Source organism: Methylomicrobium agile (assembly GCF_000733855.1).
GTDB lineage: Bacteria > Pseudomonadota > Gammaproteobacteria > Methylococcales > Methylomonadaceae > Methylomicrobium > Methylomicrobium agile.
The window spans coordinates 3,523,861-3,542,402 of the sequence record NZ_JPOJ01000001.1; the positions used below are offsets into that span (position 1 = coordinate 3,523,861).

The 18,542-nt window shown below is 57.6% G+C and carries 13 protein-coding genes; 7 read left to right on the forward strand and 6 right to left on the reverse strand.

All coding sequences use genetic code 11. From position 1 onward, the window contains the following. Positions 1 to 85 precede the first annotated feature (85 nt). Entirely contained in the window at positions 86 to 610 is a 525-nt protein-coding gene (locus tag CC94_RS0116525; protein WP_005371644.1) for a glycine cleavage system transcriptional repressor, read from the forward strand. A 9-nt stretch (positions 611 to 619) separates the two neighbouring features. Beyond that, positions 620 to 1,090: a peroxiredoxin gene (locus CC94_RS0116530; RefSeq protein WP_005371646.1), complete on the forward strand. Its 471-nt coding sequence runs from the start codon at positions 620 to 622 to the stop codon at positions 1,088 to 1,090. Between the two features lie 34 nt (positions 1,091 to 1,124). Here CC94_RS0116530 and CC94_RS22505 read toward each other — a convergent pair whose 3' ends face one another. Continuing rightward, positions 1,125 to 3,131, reverse strand: a complete 2,007-nt coding sequence (locus tag CC94_RS22505) for an ABC transporter substrate-binding protein (RefSeq protein WP_051911526.1) — start codon at positions 3,129 to 3,131, stop codon at positions 1,125 to 1,127. Between the two features lie 354 nt (positions 3,132 to 3,485). Between CC94_RS22505 and CC94_RS0116540 the strand changes: the two genes are divergently transcribed. Beyond that, entirely contained in the window at positions 3,486 to 4,907 is a 1,422-nt protein-coding gene (locus tag CC94_RS0116540) for a PhoH family protein (RefSeq protein WP_005371650.1), read from the forward strand. Here the strand turns inward: CC94_RS0116540 and CC94_RS0116545 are convergent. Next, positions 4,849 to 6,018, reverse strand: coding sequence for an AI-2E family transporter (locus CC94_RS0116545; RefSeq protein ID WP_005371653.1), 1,170 nt, complete (start codon positions 6,016 to 6,018; stop codon positions 4,849 to 4,851). The two genes, CC94_RS0116540 and CC94_RS0116545, sit on opposite strands and share 59 nt — an antisense overlap. Before the next feature lie 255 nt (positions 6,019 to 6,273). Between CC94_RS0116545 and CC94_RS0116550 the strand changes: the two genes are divergently transcribed. From CC94_RS0116550 to CC94_RS0116565, 4 genes are all read left to right on the forward strand, one after another. After that, on the forward strand, positions 6,274 to 7,296 hold the full coding sequence (locus CC94_RS0116550) for an alpha/beta hydrolase (protein WP_005371656.1): 1,023 nt from the start codon (positions 6,274 to 6,276) through the stop codon (positions 7,294 to 7,296). A 178-nt stretch (positions 7,297 to 7,474) separates the two neighbouring features. Continuing rightward, entirely contained in the window at positions 7,475 to 9,823 is a 2,349-nt protein-coding gene (gene mrcB / locus CC94_RS0116555) for a penicillin-binding protein 1B (protein ID WP_005371659.1), read from the forward strand. A gap of 12 nt (positions 9,824 to 9,835) precedes the next feature. Then, entirely contained in the window at positions 9,836 to 10,465 is a 630-nt protein-coding gene (gene lolA / locus CC94_RS0116560) for an outer membrane lipoprotein periplasmic chaperone LolA (RefSeq protein ID WP_031431604.1), read from the forward strand. 39 nt (positions 10,466 to 10,504) lie between these two features. Further along, a complete protein-coding gene (locus tag CC94_RS0116565) occupies positions 10,505 to 11,812 on the forward strand; it encodes a replication-associated recombination protein A (protein ID WP_031431605.1) in 1,308 nt (435 codons plus the stop codon). Positions 11,813 to 12,519: 707 nt separating this feature from the next. On the opposite strand, the gene CC94_RS0116570 is transcribed toward CC94_RS0116565, so the two are convergent. The 4 genes from CC94_RS0116570 to CC94_RS0116585 all read right to left on the reverse strand — a co-directional run bounded on the left by CC94_RS0116570 (position 12,520) and on the right by CC94_RS0116585 (position 18,373). Then, on the reverse strand, positions 12,520 to 13,560 hold the full coding sequence (locus CC94_RS0116570) for a fatty acid desaturase (RefSeq protein ID WP_031431606.1): 1,041 nt from the start codon (positions 13,558 to 13,560) through the stop codon (positions 12,520 to 12,522). Beyond that, positions 13,553 to 15,736, reverse strand: coding sequence for an iron-containing redox enzyme family protein (locus CC94_RS0116575; protein ID WP_031431607.1), 2,184 nt, complete (start codon positions 15,734 to 15,736; stop codon positions 13,553 to 13,555). The genes CC94_RS0116570 and CC94_RS0116575 overlap by 8 nt, the downstream gene beginning before the upstream one ends. Next, positions 15,729 to 17,480 carry a carbamoyltransferase family protein gene (locus tag CC94_RS0116580; protein ID WP_005371672.1) on the reverse strand — a complete coding sequence of 584 codons (1,752 nt, stop codon included), beginning with the start codon at positions 17,478 to 17,480 and terminating at the stop codon, positions 15,729 to 15,731. The genes CC94_RS0116575 and CC94_RS0116580 overlap by 8 nt, the downstream gene beginning before the upstream one ends. A 260-nt stretch (positions 17,481 to 17,740) precedes the next feature. Continuing rightward, a complete protein-coding gene (locus CC94_RS0116585; RefSeq protein WP_005371675.1) occupies positions 17,741 to 18,373 on the reverse strand; it encodes an HD domain-containing protein in 633 nt (210 codons plus the stop codon). Positions 18,374 to 18,542: the final 169 nt, after the last annotated feature.

Here is an 18,542-nt window from a genome sequence, read left to right on the forward strand (position 1 = left end):
AGGAGTTTGAAGCTAAGCGGATGTATTTTTTGCCACAGTATTTTTGCCCCTTATCGCCCTCAGCCGATAAACCGAAGAGAAAAATATGCAATTAGCCGTTACCGTATTGGGACATAACCGGAGCTTATTCATCAGCGAAATATTGTCCGCAGTCCGCGATTGCAAATGCGGTATTGTAGAAGTTCGCTACAGCAGACTGGAACAGGCGCATGCAGCCTATTTGCTGATCCAGGGTAACTGGAACCAAATCGCCAAGATCGAAAATGCCCTGGAAGCGGTCGAGAAGCGCCTGGACATCAAGGTCCATATGCTGAGGCCCGAACATCAGCACAGAGAAAAAGATTTTCTGCCTTATTCCCTCGAAACGTTATCGGTCGACCGCGACAACATCATCGAAGCGGTATCGTCCTTCCTGGACTCGCACGGAATCGAAATCGAGGAGGTGTCGGGCAGTTCGTATCAGGCGCCGTACATTTCGACTTCGGTGTTCACCACCAAATTCATCGTGCTGATCCCGCCGGAAGTCCGCTTGCTGCCGTTGCGCGAGGAATTTCTGGATTTCTGCGATCAACTGAATATCGACGCCATTCTCGAACCGATTAAACGTTAGGAGCCGGATATGACACCTTTAACGCTCGGCAGCGCCGCGCCCGATCTCGAAATTCAGTCTACCGGCGGCAAAACGGTTAGATTGACCGACTACGCGGGGCGGAACATCGTGCTGTATTTTTATCCGAAGGACAATACGCCGGGCTGCACGCAGGAAGGCGGCGATTTCCGCGATCTGAGCGAGCGCTTTGCTGCGCTGGATACGGTCGTTTTCGGTGTGTCGCGTGATTCGGTCAAGATGCATGAAGGCTTCAAGTCCAAGCAGGCGTTTCCGTTCGAGCTGTTGTCCGACCCTGACGAGAGGCTCTGCGGCCTGTTCGACGTGATCGGGATGAAGAACATGTACGGCAAGCAGGTTCGCGGTATCGAGCGCAGCACGTTTTTGTTCGACCGCCGTGGAATGCTGGTGCGCGAATGGCGTAAAGTGAAGGTCAAGGACCATGCACGGGAAGTGCTGCTGGCGGTGGAAGGACTGAACTGAATTCAGCCCGTGGAAAGCTGTGTAGTTTGCGCTTTTACCGGCAGGCCGCGCGGATGCATGATGCCTCGGTATGGATCCGGTTACGCCCCATCGACTTGGCTGTGTAAAGCGATTGATCGGCTTTCTGAAGCAGGGCGTCGAGATGCGCGTAGCGTTCGTCGAGTCCGGCGATCCCGATCGAAACGGTAAAATACAAAGCCTGCCCGTTTTCCAGGAGCACGAACACTTCTTCCGTTATTTTTCGCAGCCGTTCGGCTACGCCGATGGCCTCCGCGACGCCGGTTTCCGGCAGCATGATGACAAACTCCTCTCCCCCCAGGCGCCCGATCAGATCCGATTCGCGCAGAATCGACAGGCAAAGCGTGCTGAACGCCTGCAAGACCTTGTCGCCGGCCCGATGGCCGTGGTTGTCGTTGATCTGTTTGAAATGATCCAGATCGAGCATTAGGAGCGCCAAGGCGCTGCCGTAGCGCAGGGTGCGCGCCAGCTCGGTTTCGGCCTGCTGCATGAAATATCGGCGATTGGACAGGCCGGTGAGATAATCGGTCTGCGCCATCTGCTCGTAATTGCGTTGCAGCAGTTTGCGTTCGGTGATGTTTTCGATCACCGTGACGAAGCAATGAGTGTCGGTGTCGGCATGGTAGGCCGAGACGGAAAACCAGAGATTGAGCGGAGACATGAAAATCTCGAATTTCTCGGGAGGGCCGCCTGCCGCAACGCGCCCGTAAATTTCGAAGACTTCCGGGTTGGACGCTTTGATGCCCGGCACGACTTCGGTTATCTTTTTGCCGGTCACGGCCGACAAGCCGGTCAAGGTTTCGAATGCCGGATTCACTTCGATGTACTGGATATCGTCGGGTTGACCGTTGCGGTAAAGCATCCGGCAAAACGCAAAGCCTTCAACCATGTTCCCGAACAGCGAACGGTAGCGCGTTTCGCTGATGCGCAAGTTTGCCTCGATCGTTTTGCGTTCATCGATTTCTTCCGAAAGGGCTCGGTTGACCGCGTGCAATTGATGCTGCGCCGATGCGAGGCGCCGGTTCAATTGCATCAGGTAATAGGCGGCGGCCAGGATCAAGGCGATAACGGCCAGGGCGAACGCCAGCACCGGGACGACCCAGGCGGGTAAGTGCTTGTTGGATTTGACGCTGTAGAGGAAGCCGTCGAGATAATCATCCGATCCGACCAAGCCGGCTTTCACGAAGGCGTCGGCCATATGCTGCCATCGTTCCGGATTCATATGACCGATTTCGATCAGATCCGGGAAGATCAGTTTGCGCATCTCCGCCGCCTCGAATTCGAGATGCGCCCGCGTTTTGTCGACCGGGTAGCGGCGGATCAGCAAATCGATGATCTCGTCCGGATGATCCATCGCGTAGCGCCAGCCTTTCAGCGTGGCGCGAAGCATCTTTTCGACGCGTTCGGGGCGGCTGCGTAATTCTTTCTCGGAAGTGAAAAAAATGTCGCTGTAAAAATCGACCCGATAATTGCCGGGGGCGATGACATTGTAAGGAATGCCGCGCTGCTTCAGGAAAAACGGTTCGTTGCTCGAATAGGCATTGAAAGCGTCCGCTTTGCGGGTTATCAAATCGTCGATTCGATAACTGCTCGGAATAATGTCGATTTGAGAAAGCGGAATCCCTTCATTCACGAACATGGTCAGGAAATCGGCATCTTCGGTCCGATTCATCAGCATCACCTTTTTTCCGGCCAAGTCATGTACCGAATCGATGCCCGAATCCTTGCGCACCAGCAGTATCGACGGCGAGTGCTGAAAAATGGCCGCCAGTGCAACCAGCGGCTCGCCCCGCAGTCTTTGGAAAAGGACTTCGCTGTTGCCTTCGGCATATTGGGCGCGCCCGGACAGGACTTCCTGCACGGGTTGATGCGCGGGATCGCCGGGATGCAGCCGGACTTCCAGTCCTTCCTCGCGGTAAAAGCCTTTTTCGACGGCGGCATAGTAACCGGCAAACTGGAATTGATGGTGCCAGCGCAGTTGAATATCGATGATGTCCTGTTGCGGAGCCGGAAAGGCAAACACGGGGACTGTACTGCATAAAGCCGAGAGGATAAACGAAAAAGCGCGAGTTGGGTTCATGGCTTGTGATTTTTGCCGTTAAAAATATCGGCGATCGAAAACGCTTACTTGTGAATATAGTTCAGATGTCGAAAGATGGAAACTTTTCCGAGAAAGCGGTCACAATTTTGCTATTTGGCCGGGAAGGCCATGAAGGTTAAAGACCGTTCGCGGGACGTTTCCGGGAACGGCATCCCATCTCAGGGTGCTTTATAAATCCACTCAAAGCGATTATTCTTAACGATAGCGCCGGTCGGTATCGGAAGCGGAAGACAAGCGCGCATCGATGACTTTTGAACCTCACAGCTCAAGGATTTCATGAATATTCAAACCACTCCCGATAAAAAACTGTTTGTGCTCGATACAAATGTGCTGATGCATGATCCCGCCTGTATTTTCAGATTTCAGGAGCATGACATTTTCATTCCGATGATCGTTTTGGAAGAACTGGACCGGGCCAAAAGAGGCATGACCGAAGTGGCGCGCAACGTGCGCCAGGCCAGCCGTTTTCTCGACGAGCTGATCCGGGACGTGAATCCCGAGCATATCAAGGACGGATTGCCGTTATCGCGTCTGGAGGCGAACGGCGGGGGAGGCGGCGTGATCGGCAGGGCCGGCCGTTTGTATTTCCAGACCAGCATCATGAGCGAACTGTTGCCCGAAACCATGCCGGGCAGTCTTGCCGATAATTCGATTCTGAGCGTGGTGCTGGCGCTGACCCGACAATTGCCCGGGATCAAAGTGATCCTGGTCTCGAAAGACATCAACATGCGCCTCAAGGCGGCGACGCTGGAACTGCCGGCCGAGGATTACCACAACGACCAGGTGCTCGACGATATCGAACTGTTGTACAGCGGCGCGATGGCGCTCGAAGACGATTTCTGGGACCGGTACGGCAGCAAGATGGATTCGTGGCAGGAAAAGGGCAGAACCTTTTATAAACTTGAAAATCCGCTGGTCGCGGAATGGTATCCGAACCAGTACCTGTACATGGAAGACGACTCGAATTTCGAGGCGATCGTGCGTTCCTGCGACGGCCGCGCCGCGATCCTGGAACTGGCACGGGATTACCGGACTAAGCACAACAGCGTCTGGGGCATCGCCGCGAAGAACCGCGAGCAGAACTTCGCCTTCAATGTCCTGCTCGATCCAGACATCGATTTCGTGACGCTGCTCGGCACGGCCGGCACCGGCAAAACCTTGCTGGCGCTCGCGGCCGGCTTGACGTTGACAATGGAACACAAACTCTATAACGAAATCATCATGACGCGCGAAACGGTGCCGATCGGCGAGGATATCGGCTTTCTGCCCGGTACCGAGGAAGAAAAAATGGCGCCGTGGATGGGGGCGCTGATGGACAATCTCGAACTGCTGGGCAACCGGTCCGGCAATACCGAATGGGAGCAGGGGGCAACGCAGAATCTGCTGATGAACCGGGTCAAGATCCGTTCGTTGAATTTCATGCGCGGCCGGACTTTTCTGAACCGCTATCTGATCATCGACGAGGCCCAGAACCTGACCTCCAAGCAGTTGAAAACACTGATCACCCGCGCCGGCCCCGGCACCAAGATCATCTGTATCGGCAACCTTTCACAGATCGATACGCCTTATTTGACCGCGACGACCTCGGGGCTCACCTATGTGGTGGACCGTTTCAAGCGCTGGGAACACGCGGCGCATATCACCCTGCGCCGCGGCGAGCGCTCGCGTTTGGCGGATTTTGGGTCGGACTATTTATAGGGCAGTAAAACGGACTGTCGTGATTCGGATCGCCCAGCCGGGGCCAGGCCGACAGCACCGCTTTGACTACGGTGGCCAGGGGAATCGCGAAAAATACCCCCCAAAAGCCCCATAGGCCGCCGAAAAACAGGATCGCCACGATGATCGCAATCGCATGCAGATTGACCGCCTCGGAGAACAGGATCGGCACCAGCAGGACGCCGTCGAGGGCCTGGATGATCGCATAGGCGACCGCAACGTACACGAATGCGTCGCTGCCCCAGCCCCATTGAAAATAGGCGACGCCGAGCACCGGGAAGGTGACCAGTGTCGCCCCGACATAGGGAATGATGACCTGCAGGCCCATGAACACCGCCAGCAGCATCGCATAGTTCAGGTCGAGAAAGCGGAAAGTGATGAAGCTGGACGCCCAAAGGATGAACACTTCGGCAAACTTGCCGCGAATATAGTTGCCGATCTGAATGTCGACTTCTTCCCAGACGCGCGCGGTCAGATACCGGTCGCTCGGGATGAATTGCAGAAACCAGTCGATCAGCAGTTTTTTGTCTTTCAGAAAGAAAAACACCATCATCGGCACCAGGAACAGATAGACGATCGCGCTGGCCACGCTGACCAGCGACGCGGCCGACACCGACAGCATGTTCTGCCCGTAGGACCACACCTCCCGCTGCAGTATCTGCATGATTTCCTGAATACGGCTTTGCGAGATCAGTTTCGGATACAGTTTCGGCAGCTGCAGGATGCTCATTTCGAGCCGGTACACCATCGCGGGAATCTGCTGGACAAACTCGACGGCTTGCTGCGATACGATCGGCAGCAGATAAAAACACAAAAAAACGACGCCGGTCATGAAGATCGAGAATACCAGATAGACACTCGTCCATCTCGGCAGGCCCGCCGCTTCGGCTTTCGCCACGATTCCCTCCAGGAGGTAAGCCAGCACGACCGAAGCGAACACCGGCATTAGCAGGCCGGACAGCGAATAGATCAGTACCGAAATCATGATCAGTATCAATGCCAGCGAAACGGCCTGCGCATTGGGCAGGATCCGGTTGACGAAAGAGCGAAGGACGAGTGCGATAACGGTTCGGTTCGGGTTTGCCGCAGGCATGACGGGTGAATTTTTGTTTGAATAATCCTTATTCTAACGCTATTCTGAAACGGGAACGCTAGGAACTTTTATGCGCATTCACAATCATTATTGTTGGATGGAAGCAACTTCTCTGAACCGGGGGCTCATCATTCCCGCAGGATGGGCGGAAATGACGGTTGTTTTACATTCGATCTTCAAGACAAGGGTTCGGATTGTAGTTGCCGCCTTGTCTGCCGTTCCGTTTATCCCGGCATCCGGCCGGGTCGAAGGTATATGAAAAAGATTGTCTCGATCCTCTCCTTGATCACTCTCCTGCTGTCCGGCTGTATGCCTTCCATTTACCCTTCCGGCGCCAAAACGACCGTGGCTCGTCTCGATACGCTGGCTTTCATTACCGAAGACGGCGCGCGCTTGCCGCTTCGGAGCTGGCTGCCCCAAGGCGAACCCAAAGCGGTGATCATCGCGGTACACGGTTTCAACGACTACAGCCGTTTTTTCGACCAGCCGGCCCGCTATTTCAGCGAACACGGCATCGCCAGTTTTGCCTATGACCAGCGCGGCTTCGGCGCCGCGCCGAAGCGCGGACTGTGGGCCGGCTCCGCCTCCTATGCGGACGATCTGTTGACGCTGGCGCGCCTGGTTAAGGAACGCTATCCCAGAAGTCCGATATTCCTGCTTGGCGAAAGCATGGGCGGCGCAGTGGTGATGACCGCGGCCAAACACGATACCACCGAGCTTGTCGACGGGATTATTCTGGCCGCGCCTGCGCTCTGGGCGCGCAAGACGATGCCCTGGTACCAGAACAGCCTGTTGTGGATACTCGCCCATACGACGCCCTGGTTGAGGCTGACCGGCAAAGGCGTCGTGAAGGTGACGCCGTCGGACAATATCGAAATGCTCCGCGAATTGGGCCGCGATCCCTGGGTGATCAAGGGAGCCCGCGTCGAAACGCTGTACGGCCTGGCCAACTTGATGGATCTGGCGTTCAACAGCGCCGATTCGCTGACTGAAGATACGCTGCTGTTGTATGGGGAAAAAGACGATATCATTCCCAAAAAGCCCACTTACGCCTTTCTGCAACGGTTTCTGAAGCATAAGAAGAATCCCTCCGGCGAAAAAGAAAAAACCGTCGCGTTTTATCAGCAAGGCTATCATATGCTGCTCAGGGATTTGCAGGCAGACAAAACCTGGCAGGATATCGCCGCCTGGATAGATTCCCGCAAGGTCCATTTGCCGTCCGGCGCCGACCGGCGCGCCGAAATCGTGCTGAAGCCGGTATTGACTTCGTTCAATTGAGGAGGCACCGAAAGCCTCGCCGGGCTTTCAGCGTCCGGCCGGCCTTTTTCGTTTCATTCATGAGGGGTTCATCGAAGGCTTGCTAATGTCACGGTTTCTGATGCCGGCCTGCCTGAACTGGGTATAATAGCCGATTCATATAACGGACGCATTTATCCCATCACTGCTTAAAAAGGCCATGACACACAGATCGACCAGGCGAAGTGCCCGGTACAATAAGAATCCCCAAAGCAGAAAATCTACATCCCATTGGTTTAGAAACAGCTTTATCATCCTGATCGGCCTCGGTGCCTTCTTTCTTTTCACCTACTTGGGTTATCTCGATTACCACGTACGCGCCCAGTTCGAAGGCAAACGCTGGGCGATTCCCGCGCGCGTCTATGGCAATCCTGTCGAACTGTATGCCGGCTACGGGATCAGTGCGGAAAAATTCGAGAATCTGCTGGAGATGCTGCATTACCGGAAAGATTCGGAGCTGGCGGCGGAAGGCACTTATTTTCGCAATGGCGGGCGGATTTCGGTCAAAACCCGCACCTTCACCTTTTGGGACCAGCCGGAACCGCAGCCCGGCGTGGCGATGCGGGTCGATTTTTCCGAAATCGGGATCGCGGGCATTACCGATCTGGCCAATGAACAAAGCCTGGCGATCGTCCGAATGGATCCGGTCCAGATCGGCAGCTTTTATCCGACCATCAAGGAAGACCGGATACTGATCAAGCTCGAAGAAGCGCCGGATAGGCTGATCAAAGGCCTGCTCGCGTCGGAAGACAGGGATTTTTATAATCACTTCGGAATTTCCATGCGCGGCATCCTGCGGGCGATGCTCGCAAATATCCAGGCCGGCGACATGGTGCAGGGCGGCAGCACGATCACCCAGCAGCTGGTCAAAAACTTCTATCTGACGTCCGAACGCAAACTGACCCGCAAGATCAAGGAAGCGCTGATGGCGCTGATCCTGGAGTACCGTTACGGCAAGAACGAGATTCTCGAAGCGTACCTGAACGAAATCTATCTGGGCCAGGACGGCGCCAGCGCGGTGCACGGCTTTGGGCTGGCCAGCCAGTTTTATTTTGGTGCTCCGTTGAAGGATCTGTCGCTGGAACAACTGGCTTCGCTGGTGGCGCTGGTGCGCGGGCCGTCCGAGTACAATCCCCGCCGTTTTCCCGATCGGGCGCTGCAGCGCCGCAATCTGGTGCTCGACGAAATGGCCGCGCAGGAATACATCACGCCGGAAGAAGCTGCCGCCGCGAAGGCGCGGCCGTTGGCGGTGATCGCGAATACGCATCGTTCGGCGAACCGCTATCCGGCCTTTCTGGATCTGGTCAAGCGCCAACTGAAGCAGGACTACCATGAAGAGGATCTGACTTCCGAGGGTCTGCGGATCTTTACCACGCTGGATACGCAAATTCAGGATAAGCTTGAAGAGACGACCAAGCGCAAGCTGCCGCAACTGGAAAAACTGTCCAGGGTCAAAGCGCTCGAGTCGGCCGTCGTGGTCACGCGCCGGGACAGCGGCGAAATCGCGGCGCTGGCGGGCGGGCGGGACGATTCTTCCGCCGGCTTCAACCGGGCGCTGGATGCGGTGCGGCCGATCGGCTCGCTGATCAAGCCGGTGATCTACCTGACCGCGCTGCAGAACCCGAGAAGATACACGATCACCACGCCGGTCAACGACAGCGCGATCTTCATCAAGGGCGACCACGGCAACGACTGGAGTCCGAAGAATTACGACCATAAGGAGCACGGCACGATCGGGCTGCATACCGCGCTTGCCAAATCGTACAATCTGGCGACCGTTCGGGTCGGCATGGATATCGGCATCGGGCGGGTCGCGAAAACGCTGAAAGATTTGGGCGTGAACCGCCAGGTTGACTTGTATCCCTCCTTCCTGCTGGGTGCGGCGCAACTGACCCCGCTCGAAGTGGCCCAGATGTACCAGACGCTTGCCGGCGACGGTTTCCTGACCCCGATCAAGGCGATCAAGGCGGTCGTTTCCGCGGCGGGAGAAAAGCTGCAAAGCTATCCGTACACGGTCCGGCAGACGGTCGATCCGTCCGCTACTTACATTCTGAACACCATGATGCAGGAAGTGATGCATTCGGGCACCGGTTCCGCGGCGTATTCGGTTTTCCCGCAGAATTACGGCCTGGTCGGCAAAACCGGTACGACCAACGATGCGAAGGACAGCTGGTTCGCCGGCTTTACCGGTGATTATCTTTCGGTGGTCTGGGTCGGGCGCGACGATAACAAACCGGCCGGCTTGACCGGAGCGACCGGCGCGCTGCCGGTCTGGACCGCGCTCATGCGGCAGATTTCGAGGCAACCCGTGAGTCTGACGCCGCCCGACAATATCAAAATGGTGAGGATCGATCCTTATTCCGGCTTGGTCGCCGGGGCGGATTGTCCGTACGGCAAGGGTTATCCGTATGTCGCGGGGTCCGAGCCGACCGCCTATTCGGCCTGCGGCAATCCGGTCATCGAACAGGATCGGCCGTGGTTTGAGGAATTTTTTCCTCAAAGTAACTAATCAGGAGTTTTAATGAATCGACAAATATGGCTGGGCTTTATCCTATTACTATCGGCTTTTGTCAGTTTGCCGCTGCAGGCGGACGACGAGCCGGTACGGCAGTTAAGAGCCTTCCTGACCGCTTCCAGGTCGCTGTCGGCCGATTTCAAGCAGGTTCTGCTGAACGAGCAGGGGCTGCCGGCCAAGACCAGTTTCGGCGTCTTTTACCTGCAGCGGCCGGGCAAATTCCGCTGGGATTACCAGAAGCCCTTTTCCCAGCAGATCGTCGCCGACAAAGGCAAGGTCTGGTTCTACGACAAGGATCTGGACCAGGTCACCGTCAAAAAACTCGATCAATCGCTCGGTTCGACGCCGGCGCTGCTCTTGAGCGGCGAAGTGTCTCTGGAAGACAATTTCATCATCGAAGGCCAGGGCAAGGAAGGCGACATGCAGTGGATCAAGCTGTCGCCGAAAAGCGAGGAAACGACCTTCAAATACATCCTGATCGGTTTGACCAAGGGCTCCCTCGGCGGCATGGAGCTCAGCGATAATTTCGGCCAGTTGACCCGTATCTATTTTTCGAACGTGCTGATCAATCCGCCGCTCAAGCAGAATTTGTTCCAGTTTGAAGTGCCGAAGGGTGCGGATGTGTTCGAGGAATAATCGGAGCGGCAAGGTGCGGAACGCAAGGAAAAACGCAAAATGTCCGATGATTTGACGAGACCTTTGGCCGACAGAATGCGGCCGCAAAGCCTGGACGAGTATGCGGGACAGAAGCATATCCTCAAGCCGGGCAAGCCCCTCTATGAAAGCATCATGGCGGGACGCCTGCATTCGATGATTTTCTGGGGGCCGCCCGGCGCGGGCAAAACCACGCTGGCGCGGCTGATCGCCTGCCATGCCGACGCCGAATTCGCGCCGGTTTCGGCGGTGCTCGCCGGCGTGAAAGAAATCCGCGCGGCGGTCGCCGAGGCGCAGTTTCTGCTCCAGCAACAGCAGCACCGGACGATTTTATTCGTCGACGAGGTGCATCGATTCAACAAGGCGCAACAGGATGCGTTTTTGCCGCACGTCGAGGACGGGACGGTCTATTTTATCGGGGCAACGACCGAAAACCCATCGTTTGCATTGAACAATGCGTTATTGTCCAGGGCCCGCGTGTACGTGCTGAACCCTTTGACCGCGGAAGACTTGTCGGCGGTGGCGGAACGCGCCCTGACCGACCGGGAACGCGGCCTGGGGCGATTGGAAATTGCGATGGAGGCGGAAATCCGGGGGCAATTCGTGCAGGCCGCCGACGGCGATGCGCGCAGGCTGCTGAACCTGCTCGAACTGGCCGTCGAACTGGCCGCCGCCAACGACGAGAAAACCATCGGCGAAGCGCTGGCGTGCGAAGTGCTGAGCGGCGGCGTCCGGCGCTTCGACAAGCAGGGCGAGGAGTTTTACAATCAGATTTCAGCCCTGCACAAGTCGGTGCGCGGCAGCGCGCCGGATGCGGCGCTGTACTGGCTGTGCCGGATGCTCGACGCGGGCTGCGACCTGGCCTATATCGCCCGCCGGATCGTCCGGATGGCCTCCGAGGACATCGGCAATGCCGATCCCCGCGGTCTGCAGATCGCTCTGGATGCCTGGCAGGCGCAGGAGCGCCTGGGCAGTCCCGAAGGCGAGCTGGCGCTGGCGCAGGCGGTCGTTTATCTGGCCTGCGCGCCGAAAAGCAATGCGGTGTACCGGGCCTACAATGCCGCGATGCAGGATGCGAAGCGCAGCGGCAGCCTGGGCGTGCCGGTGCATCTGCGCAATGCGCCCACCAAACTGATGCAGGCGCTGGATTACGGCAAGGCGTATCGCTACGCGCACGACGAACCCGAAGCTTATGCTGCGGGCGAGAACTATTTTCCCGACGAACTCCGGGGAACTACCTATTATCAGCCGGTGGGCAGGGGCCTGGAAATCAAAATCGCCGAAAAGCTGAAACATCTGCAGGCGCTCGACGAGCGGTCCCGGCGCTGAGGGACGAAAATCTTCGGTAAAACTTGTCGCTCTTGTAGGGCGGATTCGCCGCCAGGCAATCCGCCGCGCTTGGAGGGCTTATTGGCGTTTTGCTATCGCGAAAACGCCCTACAGCTCTGCAGGCGCTCGACGAGCGGTCCCGGCGCTGAGGGGCGAAAATCTTCGGTAAAACTTGTCGCTTTTGTAGGGCGGGTTCGCCGCCAGGCAATCCGCCGCGCTTGGAGGGCTTATTGGCGTTTTGCTATCGCGAAAACGCCCTACAGCTCTGCAGCGCTCGACGAACGGTCCCGGCGCTGAGGGGCGAAAATCTTCGGTAAAACTTGTCGCTTTTGTAGGGCGGGTTCGCCGCCAGGCAATCCGCCGCGCTTGGAGGGCTTATTGGCGTTTTGCTATCGCGAAAACGCCCTACAGCTCTGCAGCGCTCGACGAACGGTCCCGGCGCTGAGGGACGAAAATCTTCGGTAAAACTTGTCGCTTTTGTAGGGCGGATTCGCCGCCAGGCAATCCGCCGCGCTTGGAGGGCTTATTGGCGTTTTGCTATCGCGAAAACGCCCTACAGCTCTCCGTACCCCCGGTAGCGCTTGTAGGGCGGATTCGCCGCTAGGCAATCCGCCTCGCTTTGAAGGGGATTGGCGTTTTGCTGTCGCAAAAACGCCCTACAACGCTGCTATTCATAACGCTTGACGTGGAAGGTAAAGCTTATATTTTCAGCAATCGAAGTGGAGCAGCTTATTTTCCGCCATCTTCCGGTATGACGCATTGTGCAGTTTTACCCAGAGATTCATCACGAAATAGCCGTAGGGCATTTTCGGCCCCCGGTCGGAATAGGTGATTTGGTGATAGCGGCTTTTGGCGTTGAGATGATGGCCGATGTGATTCGACAGGCCGATCAGCGCATAGCGAGACAACCATGAGCCTGTGACCCAGCCATAGGTTCTGCCGAACCGGCCTTCGCCGAGCCCCCAGTGCTGGAAGTAATTGACGGCTTCCAGTATCCGGACCGCGGCGAATGCCTGGTAAAGAAACAGCAGCGCGGCCAGCCAGCCGTAATGCGCAACGATCCCGATGACGAATGTGCATTCGACCGCCAAACCGTGCAGCACCTGATGCTTCAACAGTCCGGCCTGCCAGAAACGCCGCCCGATGCCGAGCCGCTCCCGTTCCGATCGCCAGGCATAATTAAAATAACCTTTGAAAACCCGGCGCCAGTAAGCGGCAAAACTTTCGCCGAAATGTGCCGTGGCGATATCTTCCGGCATGCCGAGATGGTGATGATGGCCGCGTTGATGCGCGATCACGAAATGATCGTAACAGACGCTGTACAGCAAAAGATGTCCCAATAGGCGCTGCAGCTTCGAGTCGCGGTGGATCAGTTCGTGCGCGACGACGATGCCCGATGTGCCCGAACTGGTGCCGACCAGAAAGCGGACCAGAAGCAGATTGATCAGATTAGCGCCGAAATCGCCCGGCTTCTCCCAGGATAGTTTCGACACGAATTCGAGCATCAGGACGATGTTGAGGCATTGCAGCAGGGCCAGCCCATACAGAATCCCGTCATAGTACAGCTCCGGCATTTTTTTGTCCGGATGGCTCGGCCAATCGGGCGTTTTCCAGTCCAACAGCAGCATCAGCCAGAAGGGCAGCGTCCAGGCCAATGCCGTTGCCTGGGCATGCGGTCCGCCCAGCAAAAACACAAAACTGCCGAGCGGCAAGACGAAAGCGAGCAGATACCCGAAACAGCTAGGCATTTTGGCCGGAGCGGCGGACAAAAAAGTGCCGGCCGCTACACCGGCCTTGGAATGGCTTGCATAAATAACGAACGGCCAGCGCGATTTTGAAGGTCCGCCCGGCCGTCGCCAGCGAACAGTAGCCGCGGTAAATCCGGCGCCAGTGGGCGTTTTTGGCGGTTTCGCCCTGGCCGGTGGCAATTTGATCCAAATAATGCCGGATTGCGTTTCCGGCAAGCGCCGCATGCCCCGACGCCAGATTATCGATCGAGGTATGCACTTTCACGATCTTCGGATCGATGCCCCAAAACTCCAGTTCCTCGGCTAGTCGCAGGTAAATCCTACCGAGGCCGCTCAGTTCGATCGCCAGGTTAAGGCCCAGAAGTTCCGGCAGAAAACTGGCCGGAAACTGCGAAATAGCCAGCAGATACGCCGGAATGTCGAAGGCGCTGTCGATAAAACCGGGATGATGGCAGAAGGCCGGATCGTGAATCGGCGGCAGATCGATGTGCAGGCTGTCGAGCAGGCGCCGGTAAATGACCGGATGGTTCTGCGCTTCGGTCCCGTTACCGGTTTCGTCGTCGTAGATTTTGGATAAGGACGCGCCGATGGCTGCATACGCAGTGAATTCGAGGCGGCTTGCATGCTGTAGCCAGCAGCCGTCGGCCAAAATCGCCGGCGCCAGCTGTTCGATGCCCCAGACATAGGCCCGCCTGGACAGACGGGGCTTTTCTGCCAACGGTTCGTAAGCCTGCATCTCGCGTCGATAAAGCGTATCGATATGGTTCGTAAAGGCCCGATGCGTATAGTTCGCGAACGGCAAGCGGCTGAACCGGCCCGCTGTGCGCAGCATGCGTTCGACGAGGCGGCGGGCGGTGGGTAATACGTCCGGATAAAGCTCGGCATTGACCAGATAATGGTAGAGTTCTCGCCGGTTCATTTTGCCGAATGCGGGCGTATCGTCTCCGCCTTCCGCCGGCAGCCAGTCCGTTTCGGGCGGAGTTTCGCCGGGGCAGGGCACTTCTTCGAAGCCGGCATCTTCTCCGCTTAGCCAGTATTTCAGGCAATCCCTATCGGCTTCGGTCAATACGCCGAACATCGGCCCTTCGAACTCGAAAAGCTTCAGCAAGGGGCTGGCGGCGGGATTTTGCCGGTTGATGTAGGCCGATCGGTGCAAGGCGGCAAGAAACCCCTTGCCATCGAAAGGCTGTTCGGCGAACCAGTCGTCCAGCGAGCGTCCTTCCAGCCTGACATGACGGTGGTGCCCGCAGGCGCCCTGGGCTTTCTCCGTCAACATCTTTGCCGCTGCCTGCGCGGCGGTTTCGGGATTTTCCAGGCGGTCGCGCAGCCGACGCTCGCATCGTTCGAAATGCTTCCGGTAGAGATCGAATCCAGCCGTTATGCGTTGCCAGAGCGTAGTCTTGCCGCTCTCGAACCGGGCCAGGTAATCCCGGATCGCATCGATTGCAATAGGCTTTGCCGATGGCAATCGATTCCGCCTGCGTTGCAGATAAATCGTTAATTCCGGAGGATCGTTCGCCAATCCTTCGAGCAGGCTCCGCGAATCGCACCACGCAACCGTAAAGCCGAGAATTTCGGGAAAAAAGACGCGTGGAAATTGCCCAAGCGCCAGTTGCAGCGCCGCGAAATCGAAAAACCGGGAATCGATCGTTTCGTTCCGGGCAAAAGCACTGCTGCAGGGATCGGGAATTTCCAGGCCGGCGTTCAAGAGCAACGCTTGAAACGCTTTGTCCGACGCAGCCATCGCGCCGGACGAGGCATACACGGCCGACAGGGCAATCGCGGCCGGCGCTTGATTCGTCGCAGTCTGCAGGATGTTCCGCAGCCAGCACGGTTCGGTCAGCAGCACCGGTTGAACCTGGACCAGGGCATCTCGCAGTTGGGCGAGTGTGGCTGTTATTGGCGGAAAGGTCGATTCTTGCAATGTCAACGCCTGTAAAATACTCTCGCTATCCCATCTGGAAGGCAATCCGGTTGAATCGGACGATGTCTTTCCGGCCTGGCGGCTTTCGATAAAATGATAGGCGAAAGGGTACAGCGCGGGCTCTTCACCATCCTGGATCAGTGCATGGAACAGTGTTCTCCCGTTTTGGCGGTATTGCCGCGCCGTCCGGTAAACCGCCTTCGAAAAGGCCGGCTTCAGATGAAGAGCGAAAGGGTCGGCGGGCTCATGCATCGCGGGGCTTGCCGATCAGATAGTCGTTGACGACCAGGATGTCCAGCCCGGTAGTCAGAAACAGCGCGATCGCGTCCTCGAGCGAATGTGCCAGCGGTTTTCCCATCACGTTGAAGCTGGTGTTCAGCAGCACCGGAACGCCGGTCACTTGCCGGAAGCAGTCGATCAGCCGGTAAAAACGCGGGTTCCATTCCTGCTTGACCGTTTGCAGGCGTCCGGTGCCGTCCACGTGGCAGACGGCAGCAATCCGCCCGCGCATCGTTTCGCGAATTTTCAGGGTTTTGTCCATATACGGCGACTCCTGGTAATGTTCGAAATAGTCGGTGCCGAACTCATGCAGAATGGACGGTGCGAACGGACGAAAGGTTTCGCGGAATTTGATTTTTTCGTTGATCAGGTCCTGCGTTTCGGCAAAGCGCGGGTCGGCCAGGATCGAACGGTTGCCGAGCGCGCGCGGCCCGAATTCGGCGCGTCCTTGCAGCCAGCCGACCAGTCTTCCTTCGGCCAGCCGTTGGGCGGCCGCTTCGCAGATCGACTCCGGCAGATGCTCGATCGTCAGCGAGCGGTTGAAGCGCAGCAGGCGGTCGATCGCCTCCTCGGCGATTACCGAACCGGTGTAGGGCGTTTGTATCGCCTTCGGTGAGGGAGGCGCCGGATGCGCGTCATGATGCGCCAGCCAGGCCGCGCCGAGCGCGCAGCCGTCGTCGGCCGGGGCGGAAGGCACATAAACTTGCCTGAACGGGGTTTCCTGGGTGATCCGGCCGTTATTCGAGGAGTTCAGCGCGCAGCCGCCGGCCAACGCCAGATTGTCGGACTGGGTGACATGCTGCAGATGGGTCAGCAGCCGGTTCACCGTCTCCGCAAAAAATCGCTGGCCGGTAAAGGCCAGATCGGCGGCCAGTTCGATGGGATCCTGCTGCTTGTGCTTGAAGACGTCTAGCCGGTCGATCCGGTCGAAAATTTTCTTGCCCTGATGCCGTGCCTCGAAGCCGTCGAGCGTAATCGTCGATTGCAGCAGCGCATACAGTGCTTCGTTCAGGCGGCCGTAAGGCGCCAGACCCATTACCTTCCATTCCTCGCCTTTCAGCCAGTCGAAGCCGCATAGTTCGGTGATCTTCATGTAATACAGGCCGAGGCTTGCGGTACCTGCGCCGCGGGCCTCGTAAAGTGGCTCCAGCCTGCCGTCCCGGTACCGGTAAAACGCCATCGCGCCGCGTTCGCCGAACGAGTCGATCACCGCGCAGGCGGCTTCCTCGAACGGGCTGCCGTAGCAGGCGGCCGCGGCATGCGTCAGATGATGGTCGTAGTTGGCGAAGCGGATTTTGCAGTGCGGATAGCGTTCGCGGAGGATCCGGACCAGATTCAGGCCGGCGCGGCGGATGCTGTTGTGCTGGCAGGCCATCATGTGGTGCAGCTGATAATTGCCGAGCGGCGAACGCAGCCGTTTGATGCCGTCTTTCAGCAGGCCCGGCGCCGACAGCAGGCCGAGCCGCGACATCAGCGATTCGTAGAGCGGCCGCCGTTTGCGCCAGTTGCTGGCGACCGTGATTGCGCCCGGATCGGGGCAATAGGTTTCGAGCAGCTCCGGTATCCGGAACAACTGGTCCGGCTCGGCGTTCAACGCGCGCTTGTTCTGCAGAAAGCGTTCGGTCGCTTCGGCGAACAGCACATCGCCCGCCGCGTCGACAATCGCCAGCGCCGAGTCGTGATAAGTGACCGACAAGCCGATACAATAGGTTTTCATTCCGCTCCAGGCATGATTCGGGTGGATGTTTTATCGTTGTTATCGAGGGCTCCAACCGATCGAGATCATCGATCCCGGCGATCAGTGATGTATATACCATAATGGCGCGAGGAATCCAGATTAAAATCGGGAATTCCCGAGGAACGGGATGGAATATTTTGTAATTTGCTGTTTTAAAATCGGAATTTCCCGTTTCGACGGCGAACGGGAGGAAGAGGAGGGTTTGTGTTGCGAGGTGGACGCTTGAGCCGGGGACGGGCTCAAGGGCTCTCGGCCAACCGGCGAACGGACGCCTGCAAATTGGCGCGCGCCCGAGCTTCATAACGGCGGCGGAAGCGCTCCGTCGAGAAAATATGCGGCCGGTCCAGCAGGCGGGCCAGAAACTCGGCGCGCCCGGCTCTAAAGTCAGCTTCGGGAACCCAGGCATATTCCTGCCGGATTTGCGCTTCGTACTGGAAGAAGCGCCCGGCGTCGGCGCTCAGGATGCCCAGGTCGGCGTCAGTCACGGCCTCAGCATCGTTCCCCTCGGGTTCTGCATTGTGGCGGGTGGTTATGATCAGCCGGGCGATACGCCGGGCCGTAGGTTCCGCAACGCCCAGTGAGCGGGCCGAATCGGCCGCCCAAGCCGCGCTTAGCGCTTCATTGTCCGTGCGATGCGGGTCGTAAACGGCGTCGTGGAACCACAGCGCCAGCTCGGACTCCGGTTTATGCGAAAGATACGGCGCCAACTCGGACAAATGGCCGAAACACTCCGCCAGATGCCGCAGCGTATGGTAATGCCGATGCGGCTCGCAGTAACGCCGCGTCAAATCGGCATGCAGCCGTTCGAGCTCGGGGCTGCGGGGAACTCCGAGGGCTGCCCAGGCTTCAAACCAGCGCTCAACCAGAAACATGGTCTTATAATGTGTCCTATAAGTTATCGATAAATTTATGTCTATCTTTCCCGTTGCCGATTCAGCTTGCAACAAAAATATAAAAAATAGCCCCTTTGTCATTGCCCGGTCAACGGCTAGATTCGGGACATTATCCGGATCGGAGTTACGTTATTTGGCGCTATAATGG